Genomic DNA, 23,230 nt, shown 5'->3' on the forward strand with positions numbered 1-23,230 from the left:
TTTCCTGGTTTTCAATTACCAGCTTGCTTACTCAAAACTGCAAACTGCCAACTCCAAACTGAACTAGTGTTCCGCCCACTCAATTTTACTCAAATCGATTCCTTCTTTAAACATTTCCCAAAGTGGAGAAAGTTCTCTTAAGTGGTTAACTGCTTTTTGAGTTACTTCAATGGCTTGATCAATTTCTTCTTCTGTAGTAAACCTTCCCAAACCATAACGGATAGAAGAGTGAGCCAAATCATCAGATAAACCTAAACTTTTCAATACATAAGAAGGCTCTAAAGATGCTGAAGTACAAGCCGATCCTGAAGATACCGCTAAATCACTCATCGCCATCATTAAACCTTCACCTTCAACATATTTGAAAGAAATATTAGCTACGTGTGGTAAACGGTGTTGTGTATTACCATTAACATAACTCTCTTCCATTTGGTTTAAAGTGCTTTCCAGCTTGTCGCGTAGCGCAGATAAACGGATTGATTCGCTTTCCATCTCTAAACGGCAAAGTTCGCAGGCTTTTCCTAAACCAACAATACCAGGAACGTTTAAAGTACCGGAACGCATGCCGCGCTCGTGGCCACCGCCGTCCATTTGTGCAGTTACTTTAACCCTTGGGTTTTTACGGCGAACGTAAAGTACACCAACACCTTTCGGACCGTACATTTTGTGCGCAGAGAAAGCCATTAAATCAATACCATCAGCATTTACATCAACAGGAATTTTACCAACTGCCTGCGTAGCATCAGTCATAAATAAAGCGCCGTGTTTGTGTGCAATTGCTGCAATTTCTTTTACCGGTTGTATTACGCCGATTTCGTTATTGCCATACATAATCGAAACTAAAATAGTTTCAGAAGTCATAGCAGCTTCCAATTCAGCTAAATCAATTAAACCGTCTTCTTTAACACCTAAATAAGTAACGCGTGCGCCATTTTTCTCTAAGTGTTTGCAGGTATCTAAAACTGCTTTATGTTCAGTAACCGCAGTAATAATGTGGTTACCTTTTTCTTTGTACATTTCAAATACACCTTTAATGGCCAGGTTATCGGCCTCAGTTGCACCTGAAGTAAAAATAATTTCTTTTTCAGTACAGCCGATCAATTTGGCTACCTGCTCACGGGCATAATCTACACCCTCTTCAGCCACCCAGCCAAAAGCGTGATTACGACTTGCGGCATTTCCAAATTTCTCAGTAAAGTAAGGTAGCATTGCTTCCAGCACACGTGGATCTAACGGTGTTGTCGCATTATTATCTAAATATATCGGCTGTTTCATCTCTATTCTGTTAATTATATCACAAAGATACGAAAAAACTTATTTAACAATTATAAATAATAGCTATGAGCTTATAGATAAAAGCCGCATTTTTACATTCACATAACCTTATAATCTATGAATAAGATAGAACACATCGGCATCGCGGTAAAAGACCTCAACAGTTCCATAGCGATTTATCAGAAACTGCTTAATACCGATTGTTATAAAACGGAGCAGGTTGTGTACGAATCGGTGAATACTGCTTTTTTAAAACCGGCGAAAACAAAGTAGAGCTGCTTCAGGCTACTGCTCCGGATAGTGCAATTGCTAAATTTATTGAGAAAAAAGGAGAGGGAATCCATCACATTGCTTTCCTGGTTGATGATATTCTGGCGGAAATGGAAAGGCTGCATAAAGAAGGTTTTGTACTGCTCAGCGATTCTCCAAAAAAAGGGGCAGATAATAAGATGGTATGTTTTGTGCATCCTCAAGACACCAATGGCGTGCTGATTGAAATTTGCCAGGAGATTAAATGGGTATAAAGGAAGATGGGAGAGGTAAAATGGGAAATGGGTGATTTTTGAGATCTGTCATCTTCTCGCATGCGGGGATCTTAAAGCAGTTGGCAAGCCTTTTTTTGAAAACGAATGGTTGTGTATTCCAAAGCACCTGTAATCCTGCTAACCGCTGTAGTCCCGATGAAGAATCGGGAGCTGCCGCTTTTATCAGGTTTATTTAATGTTGGACTGTGGTTCTTCGGAAAATGCAAATTGCCTAAACCCAATATTAACAACTCCTATTCTAACACACTTTAATCTTAAAATCCTGTAATCTTAAAAACCCTATTCTATGTCATTAATCACTATCATCAGCAAAGATTTTGATATACCGGATAACCTTTCCGAAAGCCAGTTGCGCGCTGCAATGGTTGATGCTTTTGCTTACCTCATCGATAACGATTTTCCGAAACTGATCCAGCTATTATATAAGGCAGATGTAGATCAGTATAAATTAAAAGAATTACTGGAAACGGTAGAAGGTTCCGGTTCGGCAGAAGTAATTGCCGATGCTTACATCGCCCGTCAGAAGGCTAAAATAGAAACCTGGAAAAAATATAGTCCGAAAAAGGATTAGGATGTTTCTTCTTGTGCCGGATTAAAGCGGTTATACATATCCATATCAAAAAAGAAATGGAATTGATTTTATCGGCTTTCAGTACGAGATCTGTTTTCAGTTCATCGGTATTCGCTACTGAGCCGTCTTCAATATAACTGGCATAAACCGTTAAATACTGCGTAGTAAAAACCAGTTCTTTATCATCAGCCTTGCGGTAACCGCTAAAAGCTGGGGTAATGCGAATGTAACTTGTAGTAAAGGGTTTTGGCAATTCTTTAACCCAGCCAATGTAAAATTTGCCGCTATCCATAGTAAACTGTAAAAGGTGGGCGTCGAAAAAAGATGAACTTAATAACAGTTCAAATTCATTTCCAGAAGTAGCGATGGCTCTTTTAATGGCTTTAAGGCGGTTGATAAAAAGATTCGCGATTTCTGTGGCAGCTACCGCGACTAATAACGATAGGCTGGTGGTCCCGAAATAAGGCGCGTGGATAGGAAGCAATTTGCTAAGCTGTTCGACTGTTTCAGGCCAGATGGCAATAAAAATTGCCCTTAATATAAAACATGCACCGAGTAATAAGATGCCCGCAAAAGCAGAGTTTAATAAGATACGCTGACTTTCGAGCCGGTATTGCACATACCGCAGGTACCTGAACCTGATTAATATATAATAGCCGCCTACAAGAGGAAATAAAAGTAGGTTAAAAGGCATCTATAAGACTATTTCTTGTTTTTATCCTTTTCTATCTTTTTAAAAATACTCGATTGCATTAATGCACCCACCATTTCGATAACCCTTGGCTGCGCAAAAAAATCAGGACTTTTAATGTAGAGCTTTCCGCTGCTATCGGCATGAATGATGCCATCTAATTCGCCATGTTTTCTCATATACCAAATTTACATATATTTTTTAAATATCTGAAAAACAATATTCAGGTAGAAAAAGTTTAGCTTTGCATCGATCTGTTTTTAAGTACTTTTGGCTAAACCCGAAGTAGAAAAGCCATATAATTTAAAATTCTTTAATTAGGCTTGTAAATCAAAAATAAAATTAAGATATTTGCATCCTCTAAAATAGAGGTAGAAAGACTAATAGGAAATGTCATAAGCGTTGTTGCCAGCAAATTGCAAGAATGTTCTTGATGCTTTCACACAAATAACTAAAAATAATATTCAAATGAAAAAAGATTTGCACCCAACAAGCTACAGACCAGTTGTTTTTAAAGACATGTCTAACGAATATGCTTTCTTAACAAAATCTTGTGTAGATACTAAAGAAACAATTAAATGGGAAGATGGTAACGAGTATCCTCTTTATAAATTAGAGATTTCTCATACTTCACACCCTTTTTATACTGGTAAAATGAAATTGGTTGATACAGCAGGACGTATCGATAAATTTAAAAACCGTTACGCTAAGAAATAATTTTAGCAACAAAAAGCATTTTTTGAAGTCCCTTTGCCAAAAGCATCGGGACTTTTTTATTTTTGCTGCTTATGACAATCAATCTATTTGATGATGCTTCCTGGATGTCTCTACGGCCGCTTACGTTTACCAGGCCCGTGGCCGATTTACGCATTGGTATTTTAACTATTGCCGAAAAATGGGCCAAATATTTAAAGGCCGATTTTGGTTTTCAAACCCAGGATTACCTTTCCATAAAATTTGCTCCAAAGCCTAATGCAGATTTATTCATAAACGGTTCTGTTTGTCCTGATGAAGCTTTGCTTAATGCAATTTCAAATCTTAAGGCAGGTGAAGCACTTTATAAAAGAGATGTTGTTGTAGCTTACATTTCGGATCAACACGGTTTTGAAGCCGTTAAGTCGCTAAAGCAGATTGAATACCAGGGAGATTTTATACGGATTGTTTACCCTGAACATATTTTCGGGAATAATCCAGCGGAGATCAGAAAAGATTTTAAATTGTTAACCGAAGGACGCAGTTCCGCAAAACTAAGTAGTACCAATCAATTGATTGGCGATGATATTTTTCTCGAAGAAGGTGCAAAAGCCGAATGCAGCGTGTTTAATAGTACTTATGGGCCAATTTACATCGGTAAAAATGCCGAGGTTTGGGAGGGTTCTTTAATCAGGGGATCTTTTGCACTTTGCGATAATTCATCCATTAAAATGGGTGCGAAAATATATTCGGGCACTACAATTGGCCCAAATAGCCGTGCAGGAGGTGAAATTAACAATGCTGTAATCTGGGGTAATTCAGCGAAAGGCCATGAAGGATATCTGGGCAATTCGGTAATGGGGGAGTGGTGTAATATCGGTGCTGATACCAATAATTCGAATTTAAAAAATAACTACGCAGAAGTAAAACTTTACGATTACGAAAGCCGGAAAATGCGGAATACCAACCTACAGTTCTGTGGATTGATTATGGCCGACCATGCCAAATGCGGAATTAATACCATGTTTAATACCGGCAGTGTTGTGGGGGTTGGTACCAATATTTTTGGTGCCGGTTTACCGCCAAACCATATTCCTGATTTTAGTTGGGGGGTGCAAGTTGTTTTGAAACCTATAGACTGGATAAAATGTTCGGAACAACCGAAAAGGTATTTGCAAGAAAAGATATTGTTTTTGATGAAACAGAAAAGAATATTCTTGAGAAAGTATTTGAATTAACCGAATCGTATAGACGATTTTAATATAAAACCTGATCTGAAGAAGATCAACCAACCATTAAATAATACAAAATGAGAAAAAAGATTGTTGCCGGTAACTGGAAAATGAATTTAGATTATAACGAAGGTGTTTCGTTGTTCAGCGAAATTGTAAATATGGTTAAAGATGAACGCAAAGGCGATCAGCTGGCTATTATTTGCTCCCCGTTTATTCATTTAAACAGCTTGGCAAAATTGGGTGGTAACGATGTTAAAATTGGCGCTCAAAACATTAGCGATAAGGAAAGTGGAGCATATACGGGCGAAACTTCGGCAAAAATGGTGAAATCTGTTGGTGCAGAATATGTGATTTTAGGTCACTCAGAACGCAGACAATATTTCGCTGAAAGCGATGCATTATTAGCTGAAAAAACTAAAGTTGCCCTGGCAAATGGTTTAACACCAATTTTCTGTATCGGCGAAACGCTGGACGAGCGTAATAACGGTAGCTACTACGAAGTATTGAAAAAACAATTGGTAGAAGGTATTTTTAGTTTAACCGAAGAAGATTTCAAAAAGATCGTGATTGCTTACGAGCCGGTTTGGGCAATTGGAACTGGTTTAACCGCTTCTCCAGAGCAGGCACAGGATATTCATGCTTTTATCCGTAGTGAAATTGAAGCAAATTATGGTTTCAATGTAGCTGATGATACTACCATTTTATATGGCGGTAGCTGTAACCCGGGTAATGCGGCAAGTTTATTCTCTCAAAAAGATATTGATGGTGGCCTGATTGGTGGTGCATCGTTAAAATCACGCGATTTTACAGATATTATTAAAGCATTAAACAGCTAAATGCAATACATTAAAGCAATATTTACATTCAAAGGTATCGAAGATTATCAACAGGATCTGCTCATCAGCGATCTTGCCGATTTAGGCTTCGATACTTTCGAAGATAATGAGGGTGGTTTTACAGCTTTCGTAATTAAAGATAATTTTAGCGAGCAGGAACTAAAAGACCTGTTAGATAATTACAGTGAAGAATTTGCAACAGATTATACTCTGGAAGATGTTGCCGATGAAAACTGGAATGCTGAATGGGAGAAAAACTTCAGTCCACTGATTATTGATGATGTATGTTATGTAAGGGCAACCTTTCACGAGCCACAGCCATCGTATCCTTACGAGATTGTAATTGATCCAAAAATGGCTTTCGGTACTGGTCACCACCAAACCACCACCATGGTGATGCAGTATATTTTAGCCGCCGACCTCAAGGACAAAAATATCCTCGATATGGGCTGTGGGACCGGAATCTTAGCTATTCTTGCAGCAAAACTGGGTGCTAAAAATTTAATGGCCATCGATTATGATGATATCTGTTATGAAAGTACGTTAGAAAATGCCGCACTTAACCATGTAGATAATTTAAAGGCACTTTGTGGAAGCAAGGAAGTCATTCCTGATGAGGAATATGATGTTATTTTTGCCAATATTAACCGGAATATCCTTTTAGATCAGATCCACCGTTACGCTGATGTTTTAAAACCAGAAGGCAAAATTTTCTTCAGTGGCTTTTATTTAGATCCTGATTTGGCAATGATTACCGCCGAATGTGCTAAATACGGCATTAAATACGTTGATCATAAACAGAATGGTGATTGGGTAGCGGCACAGTTTGAGAAAAAGGTAGAAGGGTAGAAGGTGGAAGGTTAAAAGGCAGAAGGCTTAAACGCCACACGCAAACCGCTAAACGCGATTAAAGATTTTAGGGCGCAAAGTTTGTTGTTATATCTCCAGTCTCAAATCTCATATCTAGCATCTCACATCTAAAACAAAAAAAATATGCGCATACATTTTATAGCGATTGGTGGAAGTGCGATGCACAACCTGGCCATTGCCTTACATAAAAAAGGTTATCAGATTTCAGGTTCCGACGATGTAATTTTCGAGCCTGCAAAGTCACGTTTGGATAAGTATGGTTTATTACCTGCTGAAATGGGCTGGGATGAAAATCGTATATCCAAAGATTTAGATGCAGTAATTTTAGGTATGCATGCACGGATTGATAATCCTGAATTGTTGAAAGCGCAGGAATTAGGCGTTAAAATCTATTCTTATCCTGAATATATTTACGAACAAAGCAAAAATAAACTGCGTGTAGTAATTGGCGGCAGTCATGGTAAAACAACCATTACCAGTATGATTCTGCACGTGCTAAATTATTATAAACGTGATTTCGATTATCTTGTTGGAGCACAATTAGCGGGTTTCGAAACCATGGTAAAAGTGACGGAAGAAGCTCCCGTAATGATTATTGAAGGCGATGAGTATTTATCATCACCGATTGATAGAAGACCTAAATTTCACCTGTACAAAGCCAATGTTGCTGTAATCAGTGGTATAGCCTGGGATCATATCAATGTGTTTCCAACTTATGCCGATTATACCTTGCAGTTTGATAAGTTTATTGATACCATCGAAGCTAATGGGACTTTGATTTATTGTAAAGCAGATGCTGACCTGAATGAGATTGTGTCCAATTCAAAAGCTAATGTAACCAAAATAGCTTATGCCATTCCTAAGCATGAAATCAGGAACGGAATAACCTATCTGCTACCGGACGAAACGGCTTTAAAGATCTTTGGCGATCATAACCTGATGAACCTGAATGCTGCGAAACTGGTATGTAAAGAATTGGATATCAATGAAAATGAATTTGATTCGGCCATTGCTTCATTCACTGGTGCTGCCAAGCGTTTAGAAGTGATTTCAGCAGATGAGTCGACCAATGTTTACAAAGATTTTGCGCATTCTCCATCAAAATTAAAAGCCACTATTGATGCAGTTAAAGCGCAGTTTACCAGTAGGAAACTCGTAGCCTGCATCGAACTGCATACCTTTAGCAGTTTGAATAAAGACTTTTTAAAAGAATATACCGGTGCAATGGACAAAGCTGATGAGGCAATCGTATTTATCGATATTAAATCTTTTGAGCAAAAACGCATGGAGCCTTTTTCTGAAGATGACGTGCAACAGGCTTTCGCGAATCCTAAACTGAAATTTTTTAACGATGCTGCGAAACTGAAAGGTTATCTGCTAAGCCTCAATTATAAAGATACTAACCTATTGATGATGAGCTCTGGCAATTATGCAGGTTTCGATCTGCCCGAACTGGCGGCTGCTTTAGATAAATAGATATGAGATGTTAGATTTGAGGCTTGAAAGGGATTTGTCTCAAATCTAATATCTCACTTCTCAAATCTAATTAAACTATGAAAAGCATCGGAGATCGTATTAAACAAAGTAGACTGGCTTTAGGGTTAAGTCAGGCTGATGCTGCTAAAAAATTAAATATCTCTACTCCGGCTTTCTGTAAAATAGAAACGGGACAGACTGATCTCAATATTTCCCGTTTACTCCAGATTTCTAAAACATTTAAAGTTCCCGTTGTACAGTTGATTGATAGTCAATCAGTAGGGGAGACCCTCTGCAGAATTGAGCGCACTTAAAAAAGAACTGATCGAAAAGGAAGAAGAAATTAATAAACTCCGTAAAAAGGTAATCGACCTTTATGATAAACTAGGAATATAAAATTCGATATATTTTTTATTAAACAGATTAATTATCATAATAAAGCTATTAAATAGAATAAAATTCATTTTTATTTAAATTATTTTGAATTTTATTCTAAATATTTATAGTTTTATTGAATGGTGATTGAAAACAATTTTAGTCTGGATCATATCGATCTGACTATACTCAGGCTCATGCAGGATAATGCCCGGATCTCGAACGTAGATTTAGCGAAGGCATTAGATCTTGTCCCATCAGCCGTGCTGGAACGCGTAAAAAAACTTGAGAAAAAGAATGTAATTACCGGTTACAATGCCAAAGTAAATCCTATTGCGGTTGACTTAAAGTTGCTGGCTTTTATTTCCATGAAATCTTCGCAAAGTTTCAGCTGTAATGATACAGCGAGTGAATTGGCAAAAATTCCCGATGTACAGGAAGTACACGTAATAGCCGGTGATGATTGTTTCCTGGTGAAAGTGAGAACTACGGATTCGGCATCTTTGATGGCTTTATTGCGTGATGAGTTTAGTAAAGTTCCCAATATTTTATCCGTGAAAACAACGATTGTGTTAGAAACGGTAAAAGAACAGCAACAATTAGTCATTCCCGAAAAATAAAACCATGACAAATTTAAATAAAACGGCATCTCCGGTAATGGTTTACCTGGCTTTTGCTATCGTATATATTGTTTGGGGGTCTACTTATTTTTTCATTCAAAAGGCCCTGGCCGGTTTTCCGCCATTCATCCTGGGAACAGTTCGCTTTTCCATCGCGGGAGTTTTAATGTTAAGCTGGTGTAAAATAAAAGGAGAGGATATTTTTAATAAGAGAACCATCAAAATTGCTACAATAAGCGGCATTTTAATGCTTGGTTTAGGTAATGGAATCGTAATCTGGGTAGAACAATTTATACCAAGCGGCTTAGTGGCTATTATGGTAGCTTCGGCAGCAATATGGTTCGTGATTCTCGATAAATCACACTGGAAAGAAAATCTGAGCAATAAATATATTGTTTCAGGTTTAATCATCGGATTTTTAGGGGTTGTACTCTTGTTTGGCGATCAGATTAGGCTGGCGCTTGATAAACCTCAAAGTAACTTACAGATTATTGGCATGGTGTTGCTGGTTTTCGGACAAATAGCATGGGCAGGGGGATCGCTTTATTCGAAATATCATCCTACTACAGGTAGTTCGGTTTCTGTTAATACGGGTTGGCAGATGTTGATGGCCAGTTTGGCTTTTTTACCAGGAGCATTCGTGAAATCTGAATTTAAATTATTGGATTGGGGTAGTATATCGCTGGATGCGTGGCTATCCATTATTTACCTGATCTTATTCGGTTCCATTGCAGCATTCAGTGCTTATGTGTGGTTGCTTAAAGTACGTCCGGCTACACAGGTGAGTACTTATGCTTATGTAAACCCAGTAGTTGCTGTATTGTTGAGTTTAACCTTTACTAATGAGGTGATTGGCCTTACGCAGGTGATCGGACTGGTAATAATTTTGGGAAGTGTACTGCTGATTAATCTTCCGAAGTATAAAAGTGTGTAGTTTATAACTTAAACGTCATTTCGACTGTAGTGCAACGGAATGGAGAAATCTGTAAAGTAAAAATAAAGAAGCTTGAAGTTGAATTCTTCTGTGTTTTCAGTGAATCTGTGGCAAAATCTAAAAAAAGGTTCGTGGAGACACGAACCTTGGCTTATCAGTAGTTTAAAATACTTTACGCATCGTTAAGTGTTTTTTGCCAAAAGTTGCGCCGGTAGCTTTATGTATAGCGATCATTTGTTCATTAAAATCACCTACCCAGCTCAATTCGAGTTCTTTGTATTGGTTTTTAGGCAACACATATTCACCTAAGCGGATAAAAAGTACCGATTCTAAACCGTGCTTTTGAAATTTAGGTTTAGTACCCATTACAATGGCCCGCATGCGTGTAACGCCCACCCAGCGACGGTAAGCAAATTTTAATTTTTCAATTAAACCCAATTTACCATTAAAACCTTTAATCATCTGGTTGGCATCCGGAATCAATACCACAAAAGATGCTGGTTCGCCATTAAAGTATGCAAACTGGATCAAATGCTCATCCATAATCGGCTCCATACTTTTGAAACTTTCTTCCAGGGTTTCCTTTTTAATGGGAACAAAATTTTCAAAATCCTGCCAGCCGTCGTTATAAATTTCCATCAAATCGTTAATATATTTGCTGGAATTGGCCTTGCTGAAATACTCGAAAGTATAACCCGGTTTATTTCTTACCCAGTTGGCAATTTTGGTAAAACGTTCAGGGAAAGGAATGGTAAGATTGATGTGATTGGTTAACTGTTCGTATTCGGTAGCAAAACCATATTTTTCGAAAAACTTTTGATAATAGGGAAATTATAGTTCATGCCGAATGATGGCGGAGTGAAGCCTTCAATCAGCAGGCCCCAGAAGCTATCATTTTCGCCAAAATTAATCGGACCATCCATGGCTTTCATGCCATTTTCAGTTAACCAGTTTTTGGCTGTATCGAATAAAAGAAAGGCAGCTTTTTCATCATCAATGCATTCAAAGAAACCCATTCCGCCCGTTGGCTGGTCATAGTGGTATGCTTTTTTCTCATTGATAAAGGCTGCTACACGGCCAATCAGTTTTCCGTTATTGTCTTTTAAAACCCAACGTGTACATTTTCCATGCGCAAAAAAAGTGTTTTTTCAGGATTAAAAACATTTTCAACTTCACTATCCAACGGACAGATCCAGTTTTTATCGTTTTTATATAGAATTTTGGGCGTATCTAGAAAGTCTTTTTTTAATGATAAATTGCTTACGGATATAACTTGCATGGGCAGATTTTAAAATTAAAAAGCATCCTACCAAGCGGGCGGATGCTTTTTCAAATATATATATATTAAATATTAATAATCGTCGTAGTCATCGTCGAAATTATCGAAATTATCAAGATCATCTAATGGCATATCAAAATCATCATCGTCATCATCTTGAGGCTTCTTTTTGGTTGTTTGAATATCGTCATCTTCAAGATCATCATCTTCATCTACCTGTTTCTTGGTAGTTGGCTTAGTTGGTAGTTTCTTTGGCGCTTTCATAACACAAAAATAAAAATTGCTTTTATAGTTTAAAAATACAAAAAAACTTTTTTAATAACAACCTGTGAATAAATAAATTAATTTATTTATTCCACATTTTCTCCCACAGTATTTTCCTCTTTAACGATATCTTTTAACTGCGGAAGTTGGTTTAGGTTATTTAAACCAAAATAATCCATAAATAATGTACTGGTGCTGTAAAGAATGGGCCTGCCAGGAGTTTCTGCCTTTCCATCGATACTGATCAGCTCTTTTTCCAGCAGGCGTTGTACTGAATAATCCGAATTTACTCCTCTGATCTGTTCAATTTCAAGTTTCGTAATGGGTTGGCGATAAGCAATAATGGCCAGTGTTTCCATGGCAGCCTGACTAAGTTTTTTCTTCGAGCGATGTAACTGCAGTTGGTTAACGGTTTCGTGGTAATCTTTTTTGGTGAGAAACTGATAACCGTTGTTTAAAAATACCAGTTCGATGGCGAAATCATCGTGACTATATTTTTCCTCAATCTGTTCTATGCTTTCGAATACCTGTGCTTCGGTAAATTCTTCATTGAAAACTGCATTTAGGGCAAGTATAATTTCTTGTGTACCTATGCTTTGGCTGGAAGAAAATACAAGGGCTTCGATGTGCCTGGTGATGGTGTGGTTGGGCATATACAAAAATAGAATTTTTGGGCATAAAAAAAGCGGTCTCGCTTTTAAAAACAAGACCGCTTTCAACACACAAATGAAACCTGAATTAAGATATAGTTTTAGGTTAGGTTATTAAATATCTATATCAATTCTATAAGAACGTCTTTGATAAACACTATCGTTTATTTCTAAGACAAGTTTAAGGCTAAACAAGGTTCGATTCAGATTCTATTTAGTGAGTGGTATTAATAATTGAGTAAACGGTAAATTTTCTATTTTAGTGGTATAGAAATAGATACTATTGTACCATTTGTAGTATTTTGCTTCACATTTAAATGTATAGGTTTTGCTCCAATCTGACCTAAAAGGTGCAATCTTTCTTTAGTTAACTGCATACCTTTACTAATATGTGTTTCCTTTTTATCCCGTAAAGAGTTATCTATTCCAATCCCATCATCAATAATTTCAATATTTAGATAGAATTCATCCATCAGTTTAATATTGATCTGGATTTCGCCACCAGTTTCTTTTGGCATAATGCCATGCCATATCGCATTTTCTACATAAGGCTGTAACAGCATAGAGGGGATAAAGGTTTCTTCCCGGTCGATGTCTTCGTCGATATTAAAAATATATTCCAGTTTATCCCCGAAACGATTTTTCTCCAGTTTGAGATAAAGATTTAAGTATTCTAGTTCTTCTTCTAACGAAATATAGCTTTTTGTACAGATTTCGAGGTTTTTTCTGATCAATCGGGCAAAACCCGTTAAAACTTTATTTGCAGAGGCTGTATTTTGCGTATTAATATAATGCTGGATGGAATTCATTACGTTAAATACGAAATGCGGATTCATCATGGCTTGTAAAGCCTGCTGCTCAAGCATTAATACTTTATTTTTGAGTAGTAATTGTTCCTGCTCTTTATCTTTTTGTTTACGGGTGATGTAAACGGCTACTTTATAAAAGATATATGCTACCAGCAATATTAAAATAGATAAAAACCATAAGCTTTGCCAGAAATGTTTTTTAATGGTGAAAGATATTTTTGCCGATTCGCCCCAGTTGCCATTCTGACTTTTGGCACTCACCTCAAAAACATAATCGCCGGATTGTAATGAAGAGAAATCCAGCCGTCTGGTCCTTGTTTCTATCCATGGCGAATTTTCATTTAAACGGTAACGGTAGGTAATATCGCTGGTGGTAAAATCAACTGCACTAAAAGTAAATAAAATGGTATTATTGCCGGTTTCGAAAGTGAAATTGCCCTGATCGACTGGTAAACGTTCGTTATCTTTAATGATAGAGGTAACATAAACTTTAGGTAGGTTTTTAATGATATTTTTGTTGTTGTATTTGAATAAAATCAAACCTTTGTTGGTGGCGAAATATGCTGTACTGTCGTCGATAAATAAACTGTTGATATCGTCGCTCAACAGGTCTTTGCCATAATCGAAATTTGCAACATTGGGCTGGTTGGGATAATCCGCTATTTTGTTGACGCCTTTATTTGTTAGCACCCATATTTCGTTGTTTTTTACAAATATTTTGGTGCATACATTATTAGTTAAACCATCTTTTTGTGTAATCTGTCTGGTAATCTGGTTGTTCTTATAAAAAATTAAACCATAACCATCAGTAGCCAAAATCAATGTGCCATCAGGGAGTTGCTGAATGTCGTTTATCCTTTTGGTAAGTAAGGGATGATTTTCGTAGTGTTTAATTAGTTTGCCTCTGGAAAATTGAGAAAGTCCATTAATATTCGAAAACCATAAACTGCCTTCGCGATCGTAAAAAACATGGTAAGATCTATCTTTAAAAAATCTTCTTTTTCGCGGTATTTAGCCGCGTTAAATTCGAATTTATTTCTTCTGTCCGATAAGAAAACAACGCCTGATGATAGGGCCAGCGCAAGATGATTGTTGTTTTCCCCCACGCTAAAGTGTTTAATTACGAACATTGAGTTATTCGATTCCTTTAAATAGCTTACTTCATTACTGTTGTTGTAGATATTTTTGAAAACACCCATTCCATAATCGGATGCAAAATATATAGATTGGTCTTTTGGGTCGAAAGTAATCTGTTTAATCGTTTTGTATTTCTTAAAATCGTCTAACCCGATTTCATCAACCTGATAATTGTTGATGGTTAGTACGTCGATTACAGCATCATCGGTGCCCAGCCACAAGCGGTTTTTTCCATCTTTGGTAATGCTTTTGATTACATTGCTGCTGAGACCAGATTCTGCATCGATAATGGATAACCGGTTATTCGCATTAGGAAGCATGTAAATTCCCTGATTGGTAGCAAACCATATATTTTGATTATTATCTTTAATCACCTGGTTTACGGCAATATCTTGAAGATATTGAACAGTTTTTCCGTTTTTATCAAGTGCAAAAGCACCGTTGGCATTTGATAGCCAAACCTCCTTATTGGCAACATCGTAATAGAAATAGCCCGACATGTTTTTGATCAGGTTCTGTGGAATGGGGATGAGATCGTTGATGCTTCCGTGCCTATATTGTTTTAATCCTCCATTATCTAAATAAAATAAAGATCTGTGACTGCTATTTGCAGCAGTCATGTAAGAAAGGGGCTGCACTTTTGACCTGATTATGGAAAAAGTTTTTCCATTAAATTCCTGTACACTTAAGTCGCTGTATGCGAATATTTTACCTTGCTCATCCTCATGGATAAAGGCATTGATAAACTTATCATTTTGATTTGGAGAAATGTATTTTTTGATGTTTTTTCCATCCCAGCAAACAATCAGGTTGGCATTAGTCCCAAGCCAGATCCGCCCTGATTTATCTACTAAAAAGGAAACAATTACCGTATTAAAGTTTAGCTTTTTTAGCAATTCATCGTTATCCTGGTTGTAAAACTTTCCTTCTTTTAAATAGCTCAACTGGCCGTTCAATGCAAAAAACCATAGCCGTCCCTCTTTATCTTCTTTCATCTGAAGAATCTGCGTATCCGGAAGCCCATCTTCTATGGTGAAATTCTGAAAATTTGTTCCATCAAAACGGCTCAATCCATTATCTGTCGCAATCCAGATAAAACCCTTTTTATCCTGTAAAATGTAATAACAGTTATTGCTGGCTAAACCATTTTTGGAAGTATAATGTGGAAGATAGGTAGTTTGTGCAAGTAGTGTTGCCGGCGTGCTAAATAGAATGATCCCAAATAAAAAAGCAATAAAAGAGCGGCCAAAGTTTAACTTCAGTATTGCCTTTTCAAATAAAACTGTTTTTATGCGTGGTTTAATGATCACTGTTTGCTTTGGTAAATAATTTTATTTTTTCAAAAAAATCGCTTGCCCGTCTTCTCGAAATGTTGATACTTTCGCCGTTTTTAAGGAAAACCTGTAGTCCGTTTTTAGAATTATATTCCTTTAAGTGGTTAAGGTTAATGATGCTTGATTTGTGGATCCTGACAAACTGATCGGTTGGCAGTAGTTCTTCAAACTCCCTTAAAACTTTAGAAACGGTTATTTTTTCATGTTTGTTTAAGTGCACAATAGAATAATTACTATCTGCTTCAATGTAGATAATATCATCAATATCAATCATTTTAAAACCCTGACCATAAGGAAGGGTAAGTTTCTTGATTTCTGATCTCGAACTTAAACTGGAAGCCAGATTATTAATTCTTTCATCATTTTCATTCTGGCTTTTAAATAATTTGATGTGTTGGAAAACTTTGTCTACAGCTATTTTAAGCTCATCAATATCAATTGGCTTTAACAAGTAATCGAGCGCATTTGCCTTTATTGCTTTTAGCGCATATTGATCGTAGGCCGTGGTAAATATAACGGCAGCATTGTGTTTTTGTGCATCAGGAATCAATTCAAAGCCATTGCCTCCAGGCATAGCAATATCCAGAAAAATCAGATCAATGGGATGATGTGCTAAAATGTCTTTTGCCTCGGCAACAGATCTTGCAATGCCGGTAATTTCTACCTGGGGGCAGTTCTGTTGCAACAAAAAAAATAACGATGAGCGGGCAAACTCCTCATCGTCAACAATAATGGCTTTTAATGTAGTCATAGCTATAGGTTGGTGAATGTATTAAAATGGTCTTATAAAAAAAATGCAAATCGAAAAAACCAGTGTACAAATTGTCACGTATGTATCATCAAACGTATTCAAAACCATTAAACATAGATGACTATGAAAAACAATGAACTAGAAACAAAAAATGAACTTCAGGAAAAAAGTTTGTTTGACAAAACTGTGGGCAGAAGATCTTTTCTTCAGTACGCAGGCGCAGGTGCAGCCGGTATTGCTTTAGTAGCTGCTGGTTGTAAAAAAGATCGCGGTTATGAAAATCCAACAATGAACGGAGGTGTTACATTGGATTTTAAAAATGATATAGGTGTATTGAATTATGCTTATGCCCTGGAGCAATTAGAAGCTGCATTTTATATTCAGGTGGCTAATAGTAACACCCAATTCACAGGGTCCAATGCTGCTGCAAAAAAAGCATATTTTCAGGATATTCAGTTTCACGAGATTGCACACAGAGAGTTTTTTAAAGCAGCTCCTAACCACATCTGCAATCGGCAGTTTGCAGGTAGATTTCTCATCAATTGATTTTACCAGCGAAGCAAGCGTTCTAGGTGCCGCTATGGCTTTCGAAGATTTAGGTGTTGCTGCTTATAATGGTGCCGGACCAAGACTTAAAGATGGCAATTTTTTATTATTAGCAGGTAAAATTGTTTCAGTTGAGGCCCGTCATGCTGCTTATGTTAGAGATCTCATCTCAAACGGATCGTTTGCAGACCTTAATAGTCTTGCTTCATTGGGTGCCAATAATTCAGCGGGATTAGATGCAGCGCTTACCCCCGATAAAGTTTTGGCTGCTGCTCAGAAATACATCAAAACCAAAATTAGTGTAATCAATCTTTAAAACTTTAAATTAGAAATCATGAATATCGTAAATATATTAGAAGAAATTGAAAAAGTTGATGGTGAGGTTTATGAGCGTTTAAACCCAAGAAGGGCCGCGATGAAAAGCTTTTTCAACATTGGAAAGAAAATTTCATTAGCAGCAATGCCGCTGGCTTTAGGTTCAATGTTTCAGAAAGCGTACGGACAATCTACACTACCATCAGCGGTTGTTGATGTATTAAATTTTGCATTGTCATTAGAATATTTAGAATACCATTTTTATAATCACTGTATTGTAGGTAAAACTCCAGGATCATCGGTAACCGATGTTACTTTTAATTTTCCTAATGCAGCCAGCCAGGCAGCCATTACTACCATCCGTGATCATGAAAAAGCGCACGTTGATTTATTGATAGGAGCTTTGGGAAGTTCGGCTCGCGCGCCTATCGCTTATGCAGATACTGATTTTAGAGCAGGCGGAACATTTTCTACCGTATATTCTGATTATGGTACTTTTTTAGCTGTAGCACAAGGTTTTGAAGACACTGGAGTTAGGGCTTACAAAGGTCAGGCAGGAAATTTATTGGTTAGTCCAGGTGTATTGCAAACCGCTTTACAGATCCATTCGGTTGAGGCACGCCATGCTTCACATATCCGTCAAATGCGCACAGCAGCTGGTACTGCAGTATATAAACCATGGGTTAGCCTTGGTGCTTCAGGGCAGGCAAATGATTCTGGAGTTCCACAGGTAGATGCTGTTTATGCTGGTGAAGATTTAACTGTACAAGCTGGTGCAAATATTGTAGGAATTGGAAGTAATGCAGGTATTACAAAAGCTATTGCAGTAGAAAGTTTTGATGAGCCTTTAGATAAAGCAAGTGTAGTTACCATTGCCAACTTATTCTTAAGGGACGGTAAAAAGTTATAGTTGATAAGCCAACATATTAACATTATTAAATAGGTAATGTTTAGTTTAAGGTAGGGAGGTAGAACTTGGTTTTACTTCCCTTTTTTGATCACGATTTATAGGATTGATGAGTAGAAAAATACATCTTCCCTCATCCATCCCACATCTTCCATTTTACATACCTTAATACGTAATCACCTGTTCTTCTAAATGCTCAGGTAGATCTCTATAGTTATATTTTTGTCCGCGTAACTGAGGTTCAAAACCTGCAGCTTTAATTGATTGCTGGATACCATTTGCTGTAAAACGGTGAGGTGCACCAGCGGCAGATACTACGTTTTCCTCAATCATGATCGATCCAAAATCGTTTGCACCTGCATGAAGGCAAAGTTGAGCAGTTGTTTTTCCAACGGTTAACCAGCTCGCCTGGATATTTTTGATATTTGGCAACATGATTCGGCTCAAGGCAATCATGCGGATATATTCATCGGCAGTTACATTATTGCTGATTCCGCGGAGCCTCTTTAATAAAGTACCGTCATCCTGAAAAGGCCAGGGAATAAAGGCTAGAAATCCGTTTGCATCGGCTGGTTTTTCGCTTTGTACCTGACGGATCCATACGAGGTGTTCAAAACGTTCTTCTATGGTTTCTACATGGCCGAACATCATGGTTGCAGAGGTAGTGATATCTAATTGGTGACAGGCGCGCATCACATCAAGCCATTCTTGTCCGCCGCATTTACCTTTAGAGATTAAACGCCTTACACGGTCGTTTAAAATTTCGGCACCAGCACCGGGTAAAGAATCCATTCCAGCTTCTTTTAGTACTTTTAATACTTCAGTGTGCGTCATGCCTTCTAACTTGGCTACATGGGCAATTTCCGGCGGACCTAAAGCGTGAAGTTTTAGATCAGGATATAATTCCTTTAATTTTTTGAAAAGATCTGCATAAAAGGCCAGACCCAAATCGGGGTGGTGGCCACCTTGCAATAACAATTGATCGCCTCCCAGACGGAAAGTTTCTTCAATCTTAACTTTGTAGGTCTCAATGTCGGTAATATAACTTTCATCATGACCGGGCCTGCGAAAGAAATTACAGAATTTACAATTTGCAATACAAACGTTGGTGGTGTTTACATTGCGGTCGATCTGCCAAGTTACTTTACCACTGGGTACTTGAATTTTTCTTAACTCATTGGCCACAAACATCAAAGATGCTGTATCGGCATGATGGTATAGATATACGCCTTCTTCTTGAGAGAGGAACTCGAAATTTAAGGCACGTTTTAATAATTCTGCAGTTTGCATATACAAATGTAAATAAAAGTGGCCTTTTGGATGTTGAAAGTTGTAACAAAACTTTAATTTAACAATCTGCCAACAATTGATTTGTATATAAGTTGGTACATTTTAATTATATTCGAAATAAGCATAACAATTATGAAACATTTAGATAGAATTACCCTAAACCCTGATCAAATGGGTGGCAAACCTTGCATCCGCGGATTAAGGGTAACAGTTGGTACCATTATAGGATTATATGCTTCAGGTTTATCAGCTGTAGAAATTATAAATCAATATCCTTATCTTGAAGAGGAAGATCTTCTTCAGGCGCTATCTTATGCTTCCTGGCGTTCAGAAGAAATCGAAGTTCCTGTTGCGGTTTGAAAATATTGATTGATATGAATCTGTCGCCGGAATGGGAACAGGTTTTTGATAAACATAACATACAAGCTGTACATTGGACAAAAATTGGTGCTTTTAATGCGCCAGATATAATCTTAATGAATTGGGCCAGAGAAAATGGCTATATTGTTTTTACACACGATTTAGATTTTGGTACTGCATTGGCCTCTCTAAAGCCGAATCCCCAGGTGTAATTCAGGTTCGTACGCAGAATGTTACTGTTATACACCTTGAATCTTTAATAATTCCTATATTCAAAAAGTATAATGATGTTTTGAAAAAAGGCGCGCTAATTATTATTGATGAACAAAAAGAGCGTGTTCGGATCTTGCCGCTTTAAACATTGCAATCAGTAATATTATCTTCTGGTTTTTCTATTTAGACTCTTTTTTATTATGTATTCTAATTTACATATCTGATTCTAACCTAAAACAATATCTTTACGGTTCTAAAATTAGATATGGTAGATTTTAATCGTTTTACACTGGCCAATGGGTTAAAGGTCTTAGTACATGAAGATGCTACAACCCCAATGGCAGTTTTAAATATTTTATATGATGTGGGTGCCCGCGATGAGGACCCGAACAAAACCGGTTTTGCACATTTATTTGAACATTTAATGTTCGGCGGGTCAGTTAATATTCCAAGTTACGATGAGCCTTTGCAAAGGGTAGGAGGTGAAAACAACGCGTTTACAAGTAATGATATTACCAATTATTACATTACCCTTCCGGCCGAGAACATCGAAACTGCATTCTGGCTGGAAAGTGACAGGATGTTAAGTTTAGCTTTTTCTGAAAAAAGTTTAGATACGCAAAGGAATGTAGTAAGCGAGGAATTTAAGCAACGGTACCTTAACCAACCTTATGGCGATGTATGGTTAAAATTGCGCCCCTGGCCTATAAAAAGCATTCTTATCGCTGGGCAACGATCGGTAAAGAGCTTTCGCACATCGAAAATGCCACCATGGATGATGTAAAAGCATTTTTCAAAAAACATTATACGCCACAAAATGCAATTTTGGTTGTTGGCGGAAATGTGAAAACCGAAGATGTAAAAAAACTGGCCGAAAAATGGTTTGAGCCGATTCCTGCTGGTGAGAAATATGTACGCGATTTGGTTCAGGAAGAGCCACAGACTCAAGCCAGAGCAGAAACCGTGAAGGCAAATGTACCGCTTAACGCGATTTATATGGCTTTTAAAATGCCAGGACGTTTAAATCAGGACTATTACGCTTTTGATTTGCTATCTGATATTTTATCGCGTGGACAATCTTCTCGTTTATACAATAGTTTGTTAAAAGAACAACAGCTTTTTAGTGATATCAACGCTTATATTTCAAGTAGTTTAGATCCAGGTTTGTTTATTGTTGAAGGTAAACTGGTTGAAGGTGTTACAATTGAAACAGCCGAAAAGGCAATCTGGGTAGAACTGGATAAACTTAAGGCAGAACTTGTTTCGGATGCGGAATTAACCAAAGTAAAAAACAAGGTAGAATCGGTACTTGTTTTTTCGGAAATGAGCCTTTTGGATAAAGCAATGAACCTGGCCTATTATGAATTATTGGGCGATGCCGCTTTATTGAACCAGGAAACCGAAGCATTTTTAAAAGTTACCGCAGTTGATATTCAACGTATTTCAAAGGAAACTTTTAGTCAAAATTCATCCTCAACTTTATACTATTTAACCGAAGAAAATGCTTAACAGACAACAGGCGCCTGATTTTAAGCAGGTATCAACTATAAATTTTATCCAGCCTGAAAAAAAGCACTGGATAATGGAGTTCCCGTTTTTACTATTTATTCCGGAGAACAGGATTTAGTGCGCATCGAATTTATTTTCGAAAACGTAAACTGGAAACTTGAAAAACCATTACAGGCCATTGCAGTAAGTGCTTTGATCAACAATGGGACAAATAAATTAACTTCAAAGGAAATAGCGGAGCAGATTGATTTTTATGGGGCGTTTTTTCAAACGGAATACGTTCAGGACCAATCATCAGTTACACTTTATACATTAAATAAACATCTAAAGTCGGTTTTACCGATTGTAAAAGATGTTTTATCAGAAAGTCAGTTTCCACAGCAGGAACTTGATATTTACATTCAAAACCAGAAACAAAAACTACAGGTAAACCTCAAGAAAAACGATATACTGGCGAGAAAAGAGTTTGCACACGCTTTATTTGGTGATACCGCTTATGGTGTAAATATACAGGCTGAACATTATGATGCATTAAAACGTGAAGACCTGATCGAATATTTTAAAGCAGCTTATGCCCCAAACAATTGCACAATTATTGTTTCCGGAAAGTTTGATGAGGCAAGTTTTAATCTGCTTAACGATACCTTTGGCAAAGGTTGGGAAAAGAGTGATGCGGTAAAAAACAGTTTTGATTTTGCTGCAACTGCAAAACAGAATATTTACACCGAAAAACCAGAAGCTTTACAATCTGCTATCAGGATTGGTCAGCTGGCCATTAACCGTAAACATAAAGATTTTTCGGGACTACAGATTTTAAACACCGTTTTAGGCGGCTATTTTGGTTCGCGTTTGATGAACAATATCCGTGAGGATAAAGGTTATACTTATGGCATTGGCTCCGGCATTTCTTCATTGCAGCAAGCTGGTTATCTGTTTATTTCGACAGAAGTAGGTGCAGATGTTTGCGCTGCGGCTTTAACCGAAATTTACAAAGAAATAGAGCTTTTAAAAAATGAACTGATAGGGGAAGAGGAGTTGAGCCTGGTTCGTAATTATATGTTGGGTTCGATGTTGGGTAGTTTAGAAAATGTGTTTTCGCACGCCGATAAATTCAAGAATATTTATTTTTCGGGACTGGATTACGATTATTATACCAGGTACATCGAAAAAGTGAAGACCGTTAGCGCCGAAGAGTTGTTGGCTTTAGCTAACAAATACCTTAATACAGAGAACTTCACTGAAGTAGTGATTGGTAAGAAGTAAGTGTAAATTAAGTCTTTAGAGATCGTCATTTCGAGCGGAGTATAACGAAGTCGAGAAATCTATCTAAATAGATCTCTCCATTCCACTGCGTTCCAGTCGAGATGACGATTTTTTAAATTTACCTATATTGACATAAATATGCCGTTTGTACAGTCATTTTTACTTTGAAAGATGAATTTGCAGGAACTTCGAATTTACTTCCTGCTTTAAAACTTTGCCATTCTATTGCTTCAGGAAGTAAGGCTTCTAATTCGCCTTCCATAACATGCATAATTTCTTTTTGAGCAGTACCAAAGGTATATTCTCCCGGATTGATAATGCCAACGGTCTATTTTCCATCGGTGGTTTCATAACCCAAGGATTTTACATTGCCATCAAAATATTGGTTTTCGGTAATCATAATTTATAATTTGAGTTTTTGCTAAAATCATTTCTTGTATATTTTAGCAATGTGTTGTCTTTTTGATTTACTCAATAATAAT

The 23,230-nt window shown here is 37.2% G+C and carries 30 protein-coding genes and 1 pseudogene; 18 read left to right on the top strand and 13 right to left on the bottom strand.

What is annotated here, in order from left to right; genetic code table 11:
* Positions 1-63: 63 nt before the first annotated feature.
* Positions 64-1,275, bottom strand: coding sequence for an IscS subfamily cysteine desulfurase (locus ACQ86H_RS12125; protein ID WP_431294998.1), 1,212 nt, complete (start codon positions 1,273-1,275; stop codon positions 64-66).
* Positions 1,276-1,392: 117 nt separating this feature from the next.
* On the opposite strand from ACQ86H_RS12125, the gene ACQ86H_RS12130 reads away from it, so the two are divergent.
* The 3 genes from ACQ86H_RS12130 (at position 1,393) to ACQ86H_RS12140 (ending at position 2,391) form a co-directional block, all read left to right on the top strand.
* Positions 1,393-1,548 carry a hypothetical protein gene (locus ACQ86H_RS12130; protein WP_431294999.1) on the top strand — a complete coding sequence of 52 codons (156 nt, stop codon included), beginning with the start codon at positions 1,393-1,395 and terminating at the stop codon, positions 1,546-1,548.
* A 2-nt stretch (positions 1,549-1,550) separates the two neighbouring features.
* Positions 1,551-1,799, top strand: coding sequence for a VOC family protein (locus ACQ86H_RS12135; protein WP_431295386.1), 249 nt, complete (start codon positions 1,551-1,553; stop codon positions 1,797-1,799).
* A gap of 307 nt (positions 1,800-2,106) precedes the next feature.
* Entirely contained in the window at positions 2,107-2,391 is a 285-nt protein-coding gene (locus tag ACQ86H_RS12140; RefSeq protein WP_138821685.1) for a hypothetical protein, read from the top strand.
* Here the strand turns inward: ACQ86H_RS12140 and ACQ86H_RS12145 are convergent.
* Together ACQ86H_RS12145 and ACQ86H_RS12150 are read right to left on the bottom strand one after the other, a co-directional pair.
* Complete coding sequence (locus ACQ86H_RS12145; protein ID WP_431295000.1) at positions 2,348-3,085, bottom strand: hypothetical protein; 738 nt, start codon at positions 3,083-3,085, stop codon at positions 2,348-2,350. The genes ACQ86H_RS12140 and ACQ86H_RS12145 overlap by 44 nt on opposite strands.
* A gap of 8 nt (positions 3,086-3,093) precedes the next feature.
* Positions 3,094-3,261, bottom strand: coding sequence for a hypothetical protein (locus ACQ86H_RS12150; RefSeq protein ID WP_165902591.1), 168 nt, complete (start codon positions 3,259-3,261; stop codon positions 3,094-3,096).
* Between the two features lie 289 nt (positions 3,262-3,550).
* Here ACQ86H_RS12150 and ACQ86H_RS12155 point away from each other — a divergent pair, with 289 nt between their 5' ends.
* From ACQ86H_RS12155 to ACQ86H_RS12190, 8 genes are all read left to right on the top strand, one after another.
* Positions 3,551-3,799, top strand: a complete 249-nt coding sequence (locus ACQ86H_RS12155) for a type B 50S ribosomal protein L31 (RefSeq protein ID WP_025142617.1) — start codon at positions 3,551-3,553, stop codon at positions 3,797-3,799.
* A 71-nt stretch (positions 3,800-3,870) separates the two neighbouring features.
* Positions 3,871-5,013, top strand: a complete 1,143-nt coding sequence (locus ACQ86H_RS12160) for a putative sugar nucleotidyl transferase (protein WP_431295001.1) — start codon at positions 3,871-3,873, stop codon at positions 5,011-5,013.
* Positions 5,014-5,084: 71 nt separating this feature from the next.
* A complete protein-coding gene (gene tpiA / locus ACQ86H_RS12165) occupies positions 5,085-5,846 on the top strand; it encodes a triose-phosphate isomerase (protein ID WP_431295002.1) in 762 nt (253 codons plus the stop codon).
* Entirely contained in the window at positions 5,847-6,695 is an 849-nt protein-coding gene (gene prmA, locus ACQ86H_RS12170; RefSeq protein WP_431295003.1) for a 50S ribosomal protein L11 methyltransferase, read from the top strand.
* A 144-nt stretch (positions 6,696-6,839) separates the two neighbouring features.
* Positions 6,840-8,192 (top strand): UDP-N-acetylmuramate--L-alanine ligase, encoded by a 1,353-nt coding sequence (locus ACQ86H_RS12175; RefSeq protein ID WP_431295004.1) that lies wholly within the window; start codon positions 6,840-6,842, stop codon positions 8,190-8,192.
* A gap of 77 nt (positions 8,193-8,269) precedes the next feature.
* A complete protein-coding gene (locus tag ACQ86H_RS12180) occupies positions 8,270-8,506 on the top strand; it encodes a helix-turn-helix domain-containing protein (RefSeq protein ID WP_431295005.1) in 237 nt (78 codons plus the stop codon).
* Between the two features lie 201 nt (positions 8,507-8,707).
* Positions 8,708-9,187 carry an Lrp/AsnC family transcriptional regulator gene (locus tag ACQ86H_RS12185; RefSeq protein ID WP_431295006.1) on the top strand — a complete coding sequence of 160 codons (480 nt, stop codon included), beginning with the start codon at positions 8,708-8,710 and terminating at the stop codon, positions 9,185-9,187.
* A gap of 4 nt (positions 9,188-9,191) precedes the next feature.
* Complete coding sequence (locus tag ACQ86H_RS12190) at positions 9,192-10,121, top strand: EamA family transporter (protein WP_431295007.1); 930 nt, start codon at positions 9,192-9,194, stop codon at positions 10,119-10,121.
* Positions 10,122-10,283: 162 nt separating this feature from the next.
* Here ACQ86H_RS12190 and ACQ86H_RS12195 read toward each other — a convergent pair whose 3' ends face one another.
* From ACQ86H_RS12195 to ACQ86H_RS12230, 8 genes are all read right to left on the bottom strand, one after another.
* Positions 10,284-10,760, bottom strand: a complete 477-nt coding sequence (locus tag ACQ86H_RS12195) for a hypothetical protein (protein WP_431295008.1) — start codon at positions 10,758-10,760, stop codon at positions 10,284-10,286.
* A gap of 131 nt (positions 10,761-10,891) precedes the next feature.
* The gene (locus tag ACQ86H_RS12200) at positions 10,892-11,137 is read right to left on the bottom strand and encodes a hypothetical protein (RefSeq protein ID WP_431295009.1); all 246 of its coding nucleotides are present in this window, start codon (positions 11,135-11,137) and stop codon (positions 10,892-10,894) included.
* 86 nt (positions 11,138-11,223) lie between these two features.
* Positions 11,224-11,400: a hypothetical protein gene (locus ACQ86H_RS12205; RefSeq protein ID WP_431295010.1), complete on the bottom strand. Its 177-nt coding sequence runs from the start codon at positions 11,398-11,400 to the stop codon at positions 11,224-11,226.
* A 72-nt stretch (positions 11,401-11,472) separates the two neighbouring features.
* Positions 11,473-11,664, bottom strand: coding sequence for a hypothetical protein (locus ACQ86H_RS12210; RefSeq protein ID WP_431295011.1), 192 nt, complete (start codon positions 11,662-11,664; stop codon positions 11,473-11,475).
* An 86-nt stretch (positions 11,665-11,750) separates the two neighbouring features.
* The gene (scpB, locus tag ACQ86H_RS12215; RefSeq protein WP_431295012.1) at positions 11,751-12,317 is read right to left on the bottom strand and encodes an SMC-Scp complex subunit ScpB; all 567 of its coding nucleotides are present in this window, start codon (positions 12,315-12,317) and stop codon (positions 11,751-11,753) included.
* A gap of 251 nt (positions 12,318-12,568) precedes the next feature.
* Positions 12,569-13,945, bottom strand: a complete 1,377-nt coding sequence (locus ACQ86H_RS12220; RefSeq protein WP_431295013.1) for a histidine kinase — start codon at positions 13,943-13,945, stop codon at positions 12,569-12,571.
* A 71-nt stretch (positions 13,946-14,016) separates the two neighbouring features.
* Positions 14,017-15,570 carry a ligand-binding sensor domain-containing protein gene (locus ACQ86H_RS12225; RefSeq protein WP_431295014.1) on the bottom strand — a complete coding sequence of 518 codons (1,554 nt, stop codon included), beginning with the start codon at positions 15,568-15,570 and terminating at the stop codon, positions 14,017-14,019.
* Positions 15,560-16,345 carry a LytR/AlgR family response regulator transcription factor gene (locus ACQ86H_RS12230; protein WP_138821674.1) on the bottom strand — a complete coding sequence of 262 codons (786 nt, stop codon included), beginning with the start codon at positions 16,343-16,345 and terminating at the stop codon, positions 15,560-15,562. Before ACQ86H_RS12230 ends, ACQ86H_RS12225 begins: the two co-directional genes overlap by 11 nt.
* 123 nt (positions 16,346-16,468) lie before the next feature.
* Between ACQ86H_RS12230 and ACQ86H_RS12235 the strand changes: the two genes are divergently transcribed.
* The 3 genes from ACQ86H_RS12235 to ACQ86H_RS12245 are packed head-to-tail and all read left to right on the top strand — an operon-like array spanning position 16,469 to position 18,116.
* Entirely contained in the window at positions 16,469-16,891 is a 423-nt protein-coding gene (locus ACQ86H_RS12235; protein ID WP_431295015.1) for a ferritin-like domain-containing protein, read from the top strand.
* Positions 16,866-17,207 carry a ferritin-like domain-containing protein gene (locus ACQ86H_RS12240; RefSeq protein WP_431295016.1) on the top strand — a complete coding sequence of 114 codons (342 nt, stop codon included), beginning with the start codon at positions 16,866-16,868 and terminating at the stop codon, positions 17,205-17,207. The genes ACQ86H_RS12235 and ACQ86H_RS12240 overlap by 26 nt, the downstream gene beginning before the upstream one ends.
* An 18-nt stretch (positions 17,208-17,225) precedes the next feature.
* Positions 17,226-18,116, top strand: coding sequence for a ferritin-like domain-containing protein (locus ACQ86H_RS12245; RefSeq protein WP_431295017.1), 891 nt, complete (start codon positions 17,226-17,228; stop codon positions 18,114-18,116).
* 162 nt (positions 18,117-18,278) lie between these two features.
* Here ACQ86H_RS12245 and ACQ86H_RS12250 read toward each other — a convergent pair whose 3' ends face one another.
* A complete protein-coding gene (locus ACQ86H_RS12250) occupies positions 18,279-19,403 on the bottom strand; it encodes a CofH family radical SAM protein (protein WP_431295018.1) in 1,125 nt (374 codons plus the stop codon).
* A gap of 132 nt (positions 19,404-19,535) precedes the next feature.
* On the opposite strand from ACQ86H_RS12250, the gene ACQ86H_RS12255 reads away from it, so the two are divergent.
* The 4 genes and pseudogenes from ACQ86H_RS12255 (at position 19,536) to ACQ86H_RS12270 (ending at position 22,748) form a co-directional block, all read left to right on the top strand.
* Complete coding sequence (locus tag ACQ86H_RS12255) at positions 19,536-19,763, top strand: DUF433 domain-containing protein (RefSeq protein WP_138821670.1); 228 nt, start codon at positions 19,536-19,538, stop codon at positions 19,761-19,763.
* A 14-nt stretch (positions 19,764-19,777) separates the two neighbouring features.
* Complete coding sequence (locus ACQ86H_RS12260) at positions 19,778-19,975, top strand: DUF5615 family PIN-like protein (RefSeq protein WP_431295019.1); 198 nt, start codon at positions 19,778-19,780, stop codon at positions 19,973-19,975.
* 266 nt (positions 19,976-20,241) lie between these two features.
* Positions 20,242-21,485, top strand: a pseudogene (locus ACQ86H_RS12265) (M16 family metallopeptidase).
* Positions 21,486-21,602: 117 nt separating this feature from the next.
* On the top strand, positions 21,603-22,748 hold the full coding sequence (locus ACQ86H_RS12270; RefSeq protein WP_431295020.1) for a M16 family metallopeptidase: 1,146 nt from the start codon (positions 21,603-21,605) through the stop codon (positions 22,746-22,748).
* 118 nt (positions 22,749-22,866) lie between these two features.
* Here ACQ86H_RS12270 and ACQ86H_RS12275 read toward each other — a convergent pair whose 3' ends face one another.
* The gene (locus ACQ86H_RS12275; protein WP_431295021.1) at positions 22,867-23,019 is read right to left on the bottom strand and encodes a pyrimidine/purine nucleoside phosphorylase; all 153 of its coding nucleotides are present in this window, start codon (positions 23,017-23,019) and stop codon (positions 22,867-22,869) included.
* Between the last annotated feature and the right edge of the window lie 211 nt (positions 23,020-23,230).

The organism is Pedobacter sp. P26 (genome assembly GCF_050632135.1).
Lineage (GTDB): Bacteria > Bacteroidota > Bacteroidia > Sphingobacteriales > Sphingobacteriaceae > Pedobacter.

Bases quoted from the DNA above. Each gene is read 5' to 3' on its own strand.
- ACQ86H_RS12275 (WP_431295021.1), bottom strand. From the start codon at position 23,019: ATGCATGTTATGGAAGGCGAATTAGAAGCCTTACTTCCTGAAGCAATA.
- ACQ86H_RS12235 (WP_431295015.1), top strand. From the start codon at position 16,469: ATGAAAAACAATGAACTAGAAACAAAAAATGAACTTCAGGAAAAAAGT.
- ACQ86H_RS12150 (WP_165902591.1), bottom strand. From the start codon at position 3,261: ATGAGAAAACATGGCGAATTAGATGGCATCATTCATGCCGATAGCAGC.
- prmA (WP_431295003.1), top strand. From the start codon at position 5,847: ATGCAATACATTAAAGCAATATTTACATTCAAAGGTATCGAAGATTAT.
- scpB (WP_431295012.1), bottom strand. From the start codon at position 12,317: ATGCCCAACCACACCATCACCAGGCACATCGAAGCCCTTGTATTTTCT.
- ACQ86H_RS12205 (WP_431295010.1), bottom strand. From the start codon at position 11,400: ATGCAAGTTATATCCGTAAGCAATTTATCATTAAAAAAAGACTTTCTA.
- ACQ86H_RS12155 (WP_025142617.1), top strand. From the start codon at position 3,551: ATGAAAAAAGATTTGCACCCAACAAGCTACAGACCAGTTGTTTTTAAA.
- ACQ86H_RS12175 (WP_431295004.1), top strand. From the start codon at position 6,840: ATGCGCATACATTTTATAGCGATTGGTGGAAGTGCGATGCACAACCTG.
- ACQ86H_RS12160 (WP_431295001.1), top strand. From the start codon at position 3,871: ATGACAATCAATCTATTTGATGATGCTTCCTGGATGTCTCTACGGCCG.
- ACQ86H_RS12180 (WP_431295005.1), top strand. From the start codon at position 8,270: ATGAAAAGCATCGGAGATCGTATTAAACAAAGTAGACTGGCTTTAGGG.
- ACQ86H_RS12125 (WP_431294998.1), bottom strand. From the start codon at position 1,275: ATGAAACAGCCGATATATTTAGATAATAATGCGACAACACCGTTAGAT.
- ACQ86H_RS12230 (WP_138821674.1), bottom strand. From the start codon at position 16,345: ATGACTACATTAAAAGCCATTATTGTTGACGATGAGGAGTTTGCCCGC.
- ACQ86H_RS12195 (WP_431295008.1), bottom strand. From the start codon at position 10,760: ATGGAAATTTATAACGACGGCTGGCAGGATTTTGAAAATTTTGTTCCC.
- ACQ86H_RS12140 (WP_138821685.1), top strand. From the start codon at position 2,107: ATGTCATTAATCACTATCATCAGCAAAGATTTTGATATACCGGATAAC.
- ACQ86H_RS12255 (WP_138821670.1), top strand. From the start codon at position 19,536: ATGAAACATTTAGATAGAATTACCCTAAACCCTGATCAAATGGGTGGC.
- ACQ86H_RS12245 (WP_431295017.1), top strand. From the start codon at position 17,226: ATGAATATCGTAAATATATTAGAAGAAATTGAAAAAGTTGATGGTGAG.
- ACQ86H_RS12200 (WP_431295009.1), bottom strand. From the start codon at position 11,137: ATGGGTTTCTTTGAATGCATTGATGATGAAAAAGCTGCCTTTCTTTTA.
- ACQ86H_RS12260 (WP_431295019.1), top strand. From the start codon at position 19,778: ATGAATCTGTCGCCGGAATGGGAACAGGTTTTTGATAAACATAACATA.
- ACQ86H_RS12130 (WP_431294999.1), top strand. From the start codon at position 1,393: ATGAATAAGATAGAACACATCGGCATCGCGGTAAAAGACCTCAACAGT.
- ACQ86H_RS12190 (WP_431295007.1), top strand. From the start codon at position 9,192: ATGACAAATTTAAATAAAACGGCATCTCCGGTAATGGTTTACCTGGCT.
- ACQ86H_RS12185 (WP_431295006.1), top strand. From the start codon at position 8,708: ATGGTGATTGAAAACAATTTTAGTCTGGATCATATCGATCTGACTATA.
- ACQ86H_RS12250 (WP_431295018.1), bottom strand. From the start codon at position 19,403: ATGCAAACTGCAGAATTATTAAAACGTGCCTTAAATTTCGAGTTCCTC.
- tpiA (WP_431295002.1), top strand. From the start codon at position 5,085: ATGAGAAAAAAGATTGTTGCCGGTAACTGGAAAATGAATTTAGATTAT.
- ACQ86H_RS12145 (WP_431295000.1), bottom strand. From the start codon at position 3,085: ATGCCTTTTAACCTACTTTTATTTCCTCTTGTAGGCGGCTATTATATA.
- ACQ86H_RS12210 (WP_431295011.1), bottom strand. From the start codon at position 11,664: ATGAAAGCGCCAAAGAAACTACCAACTAAGCCAACTACCAAGAAACAG.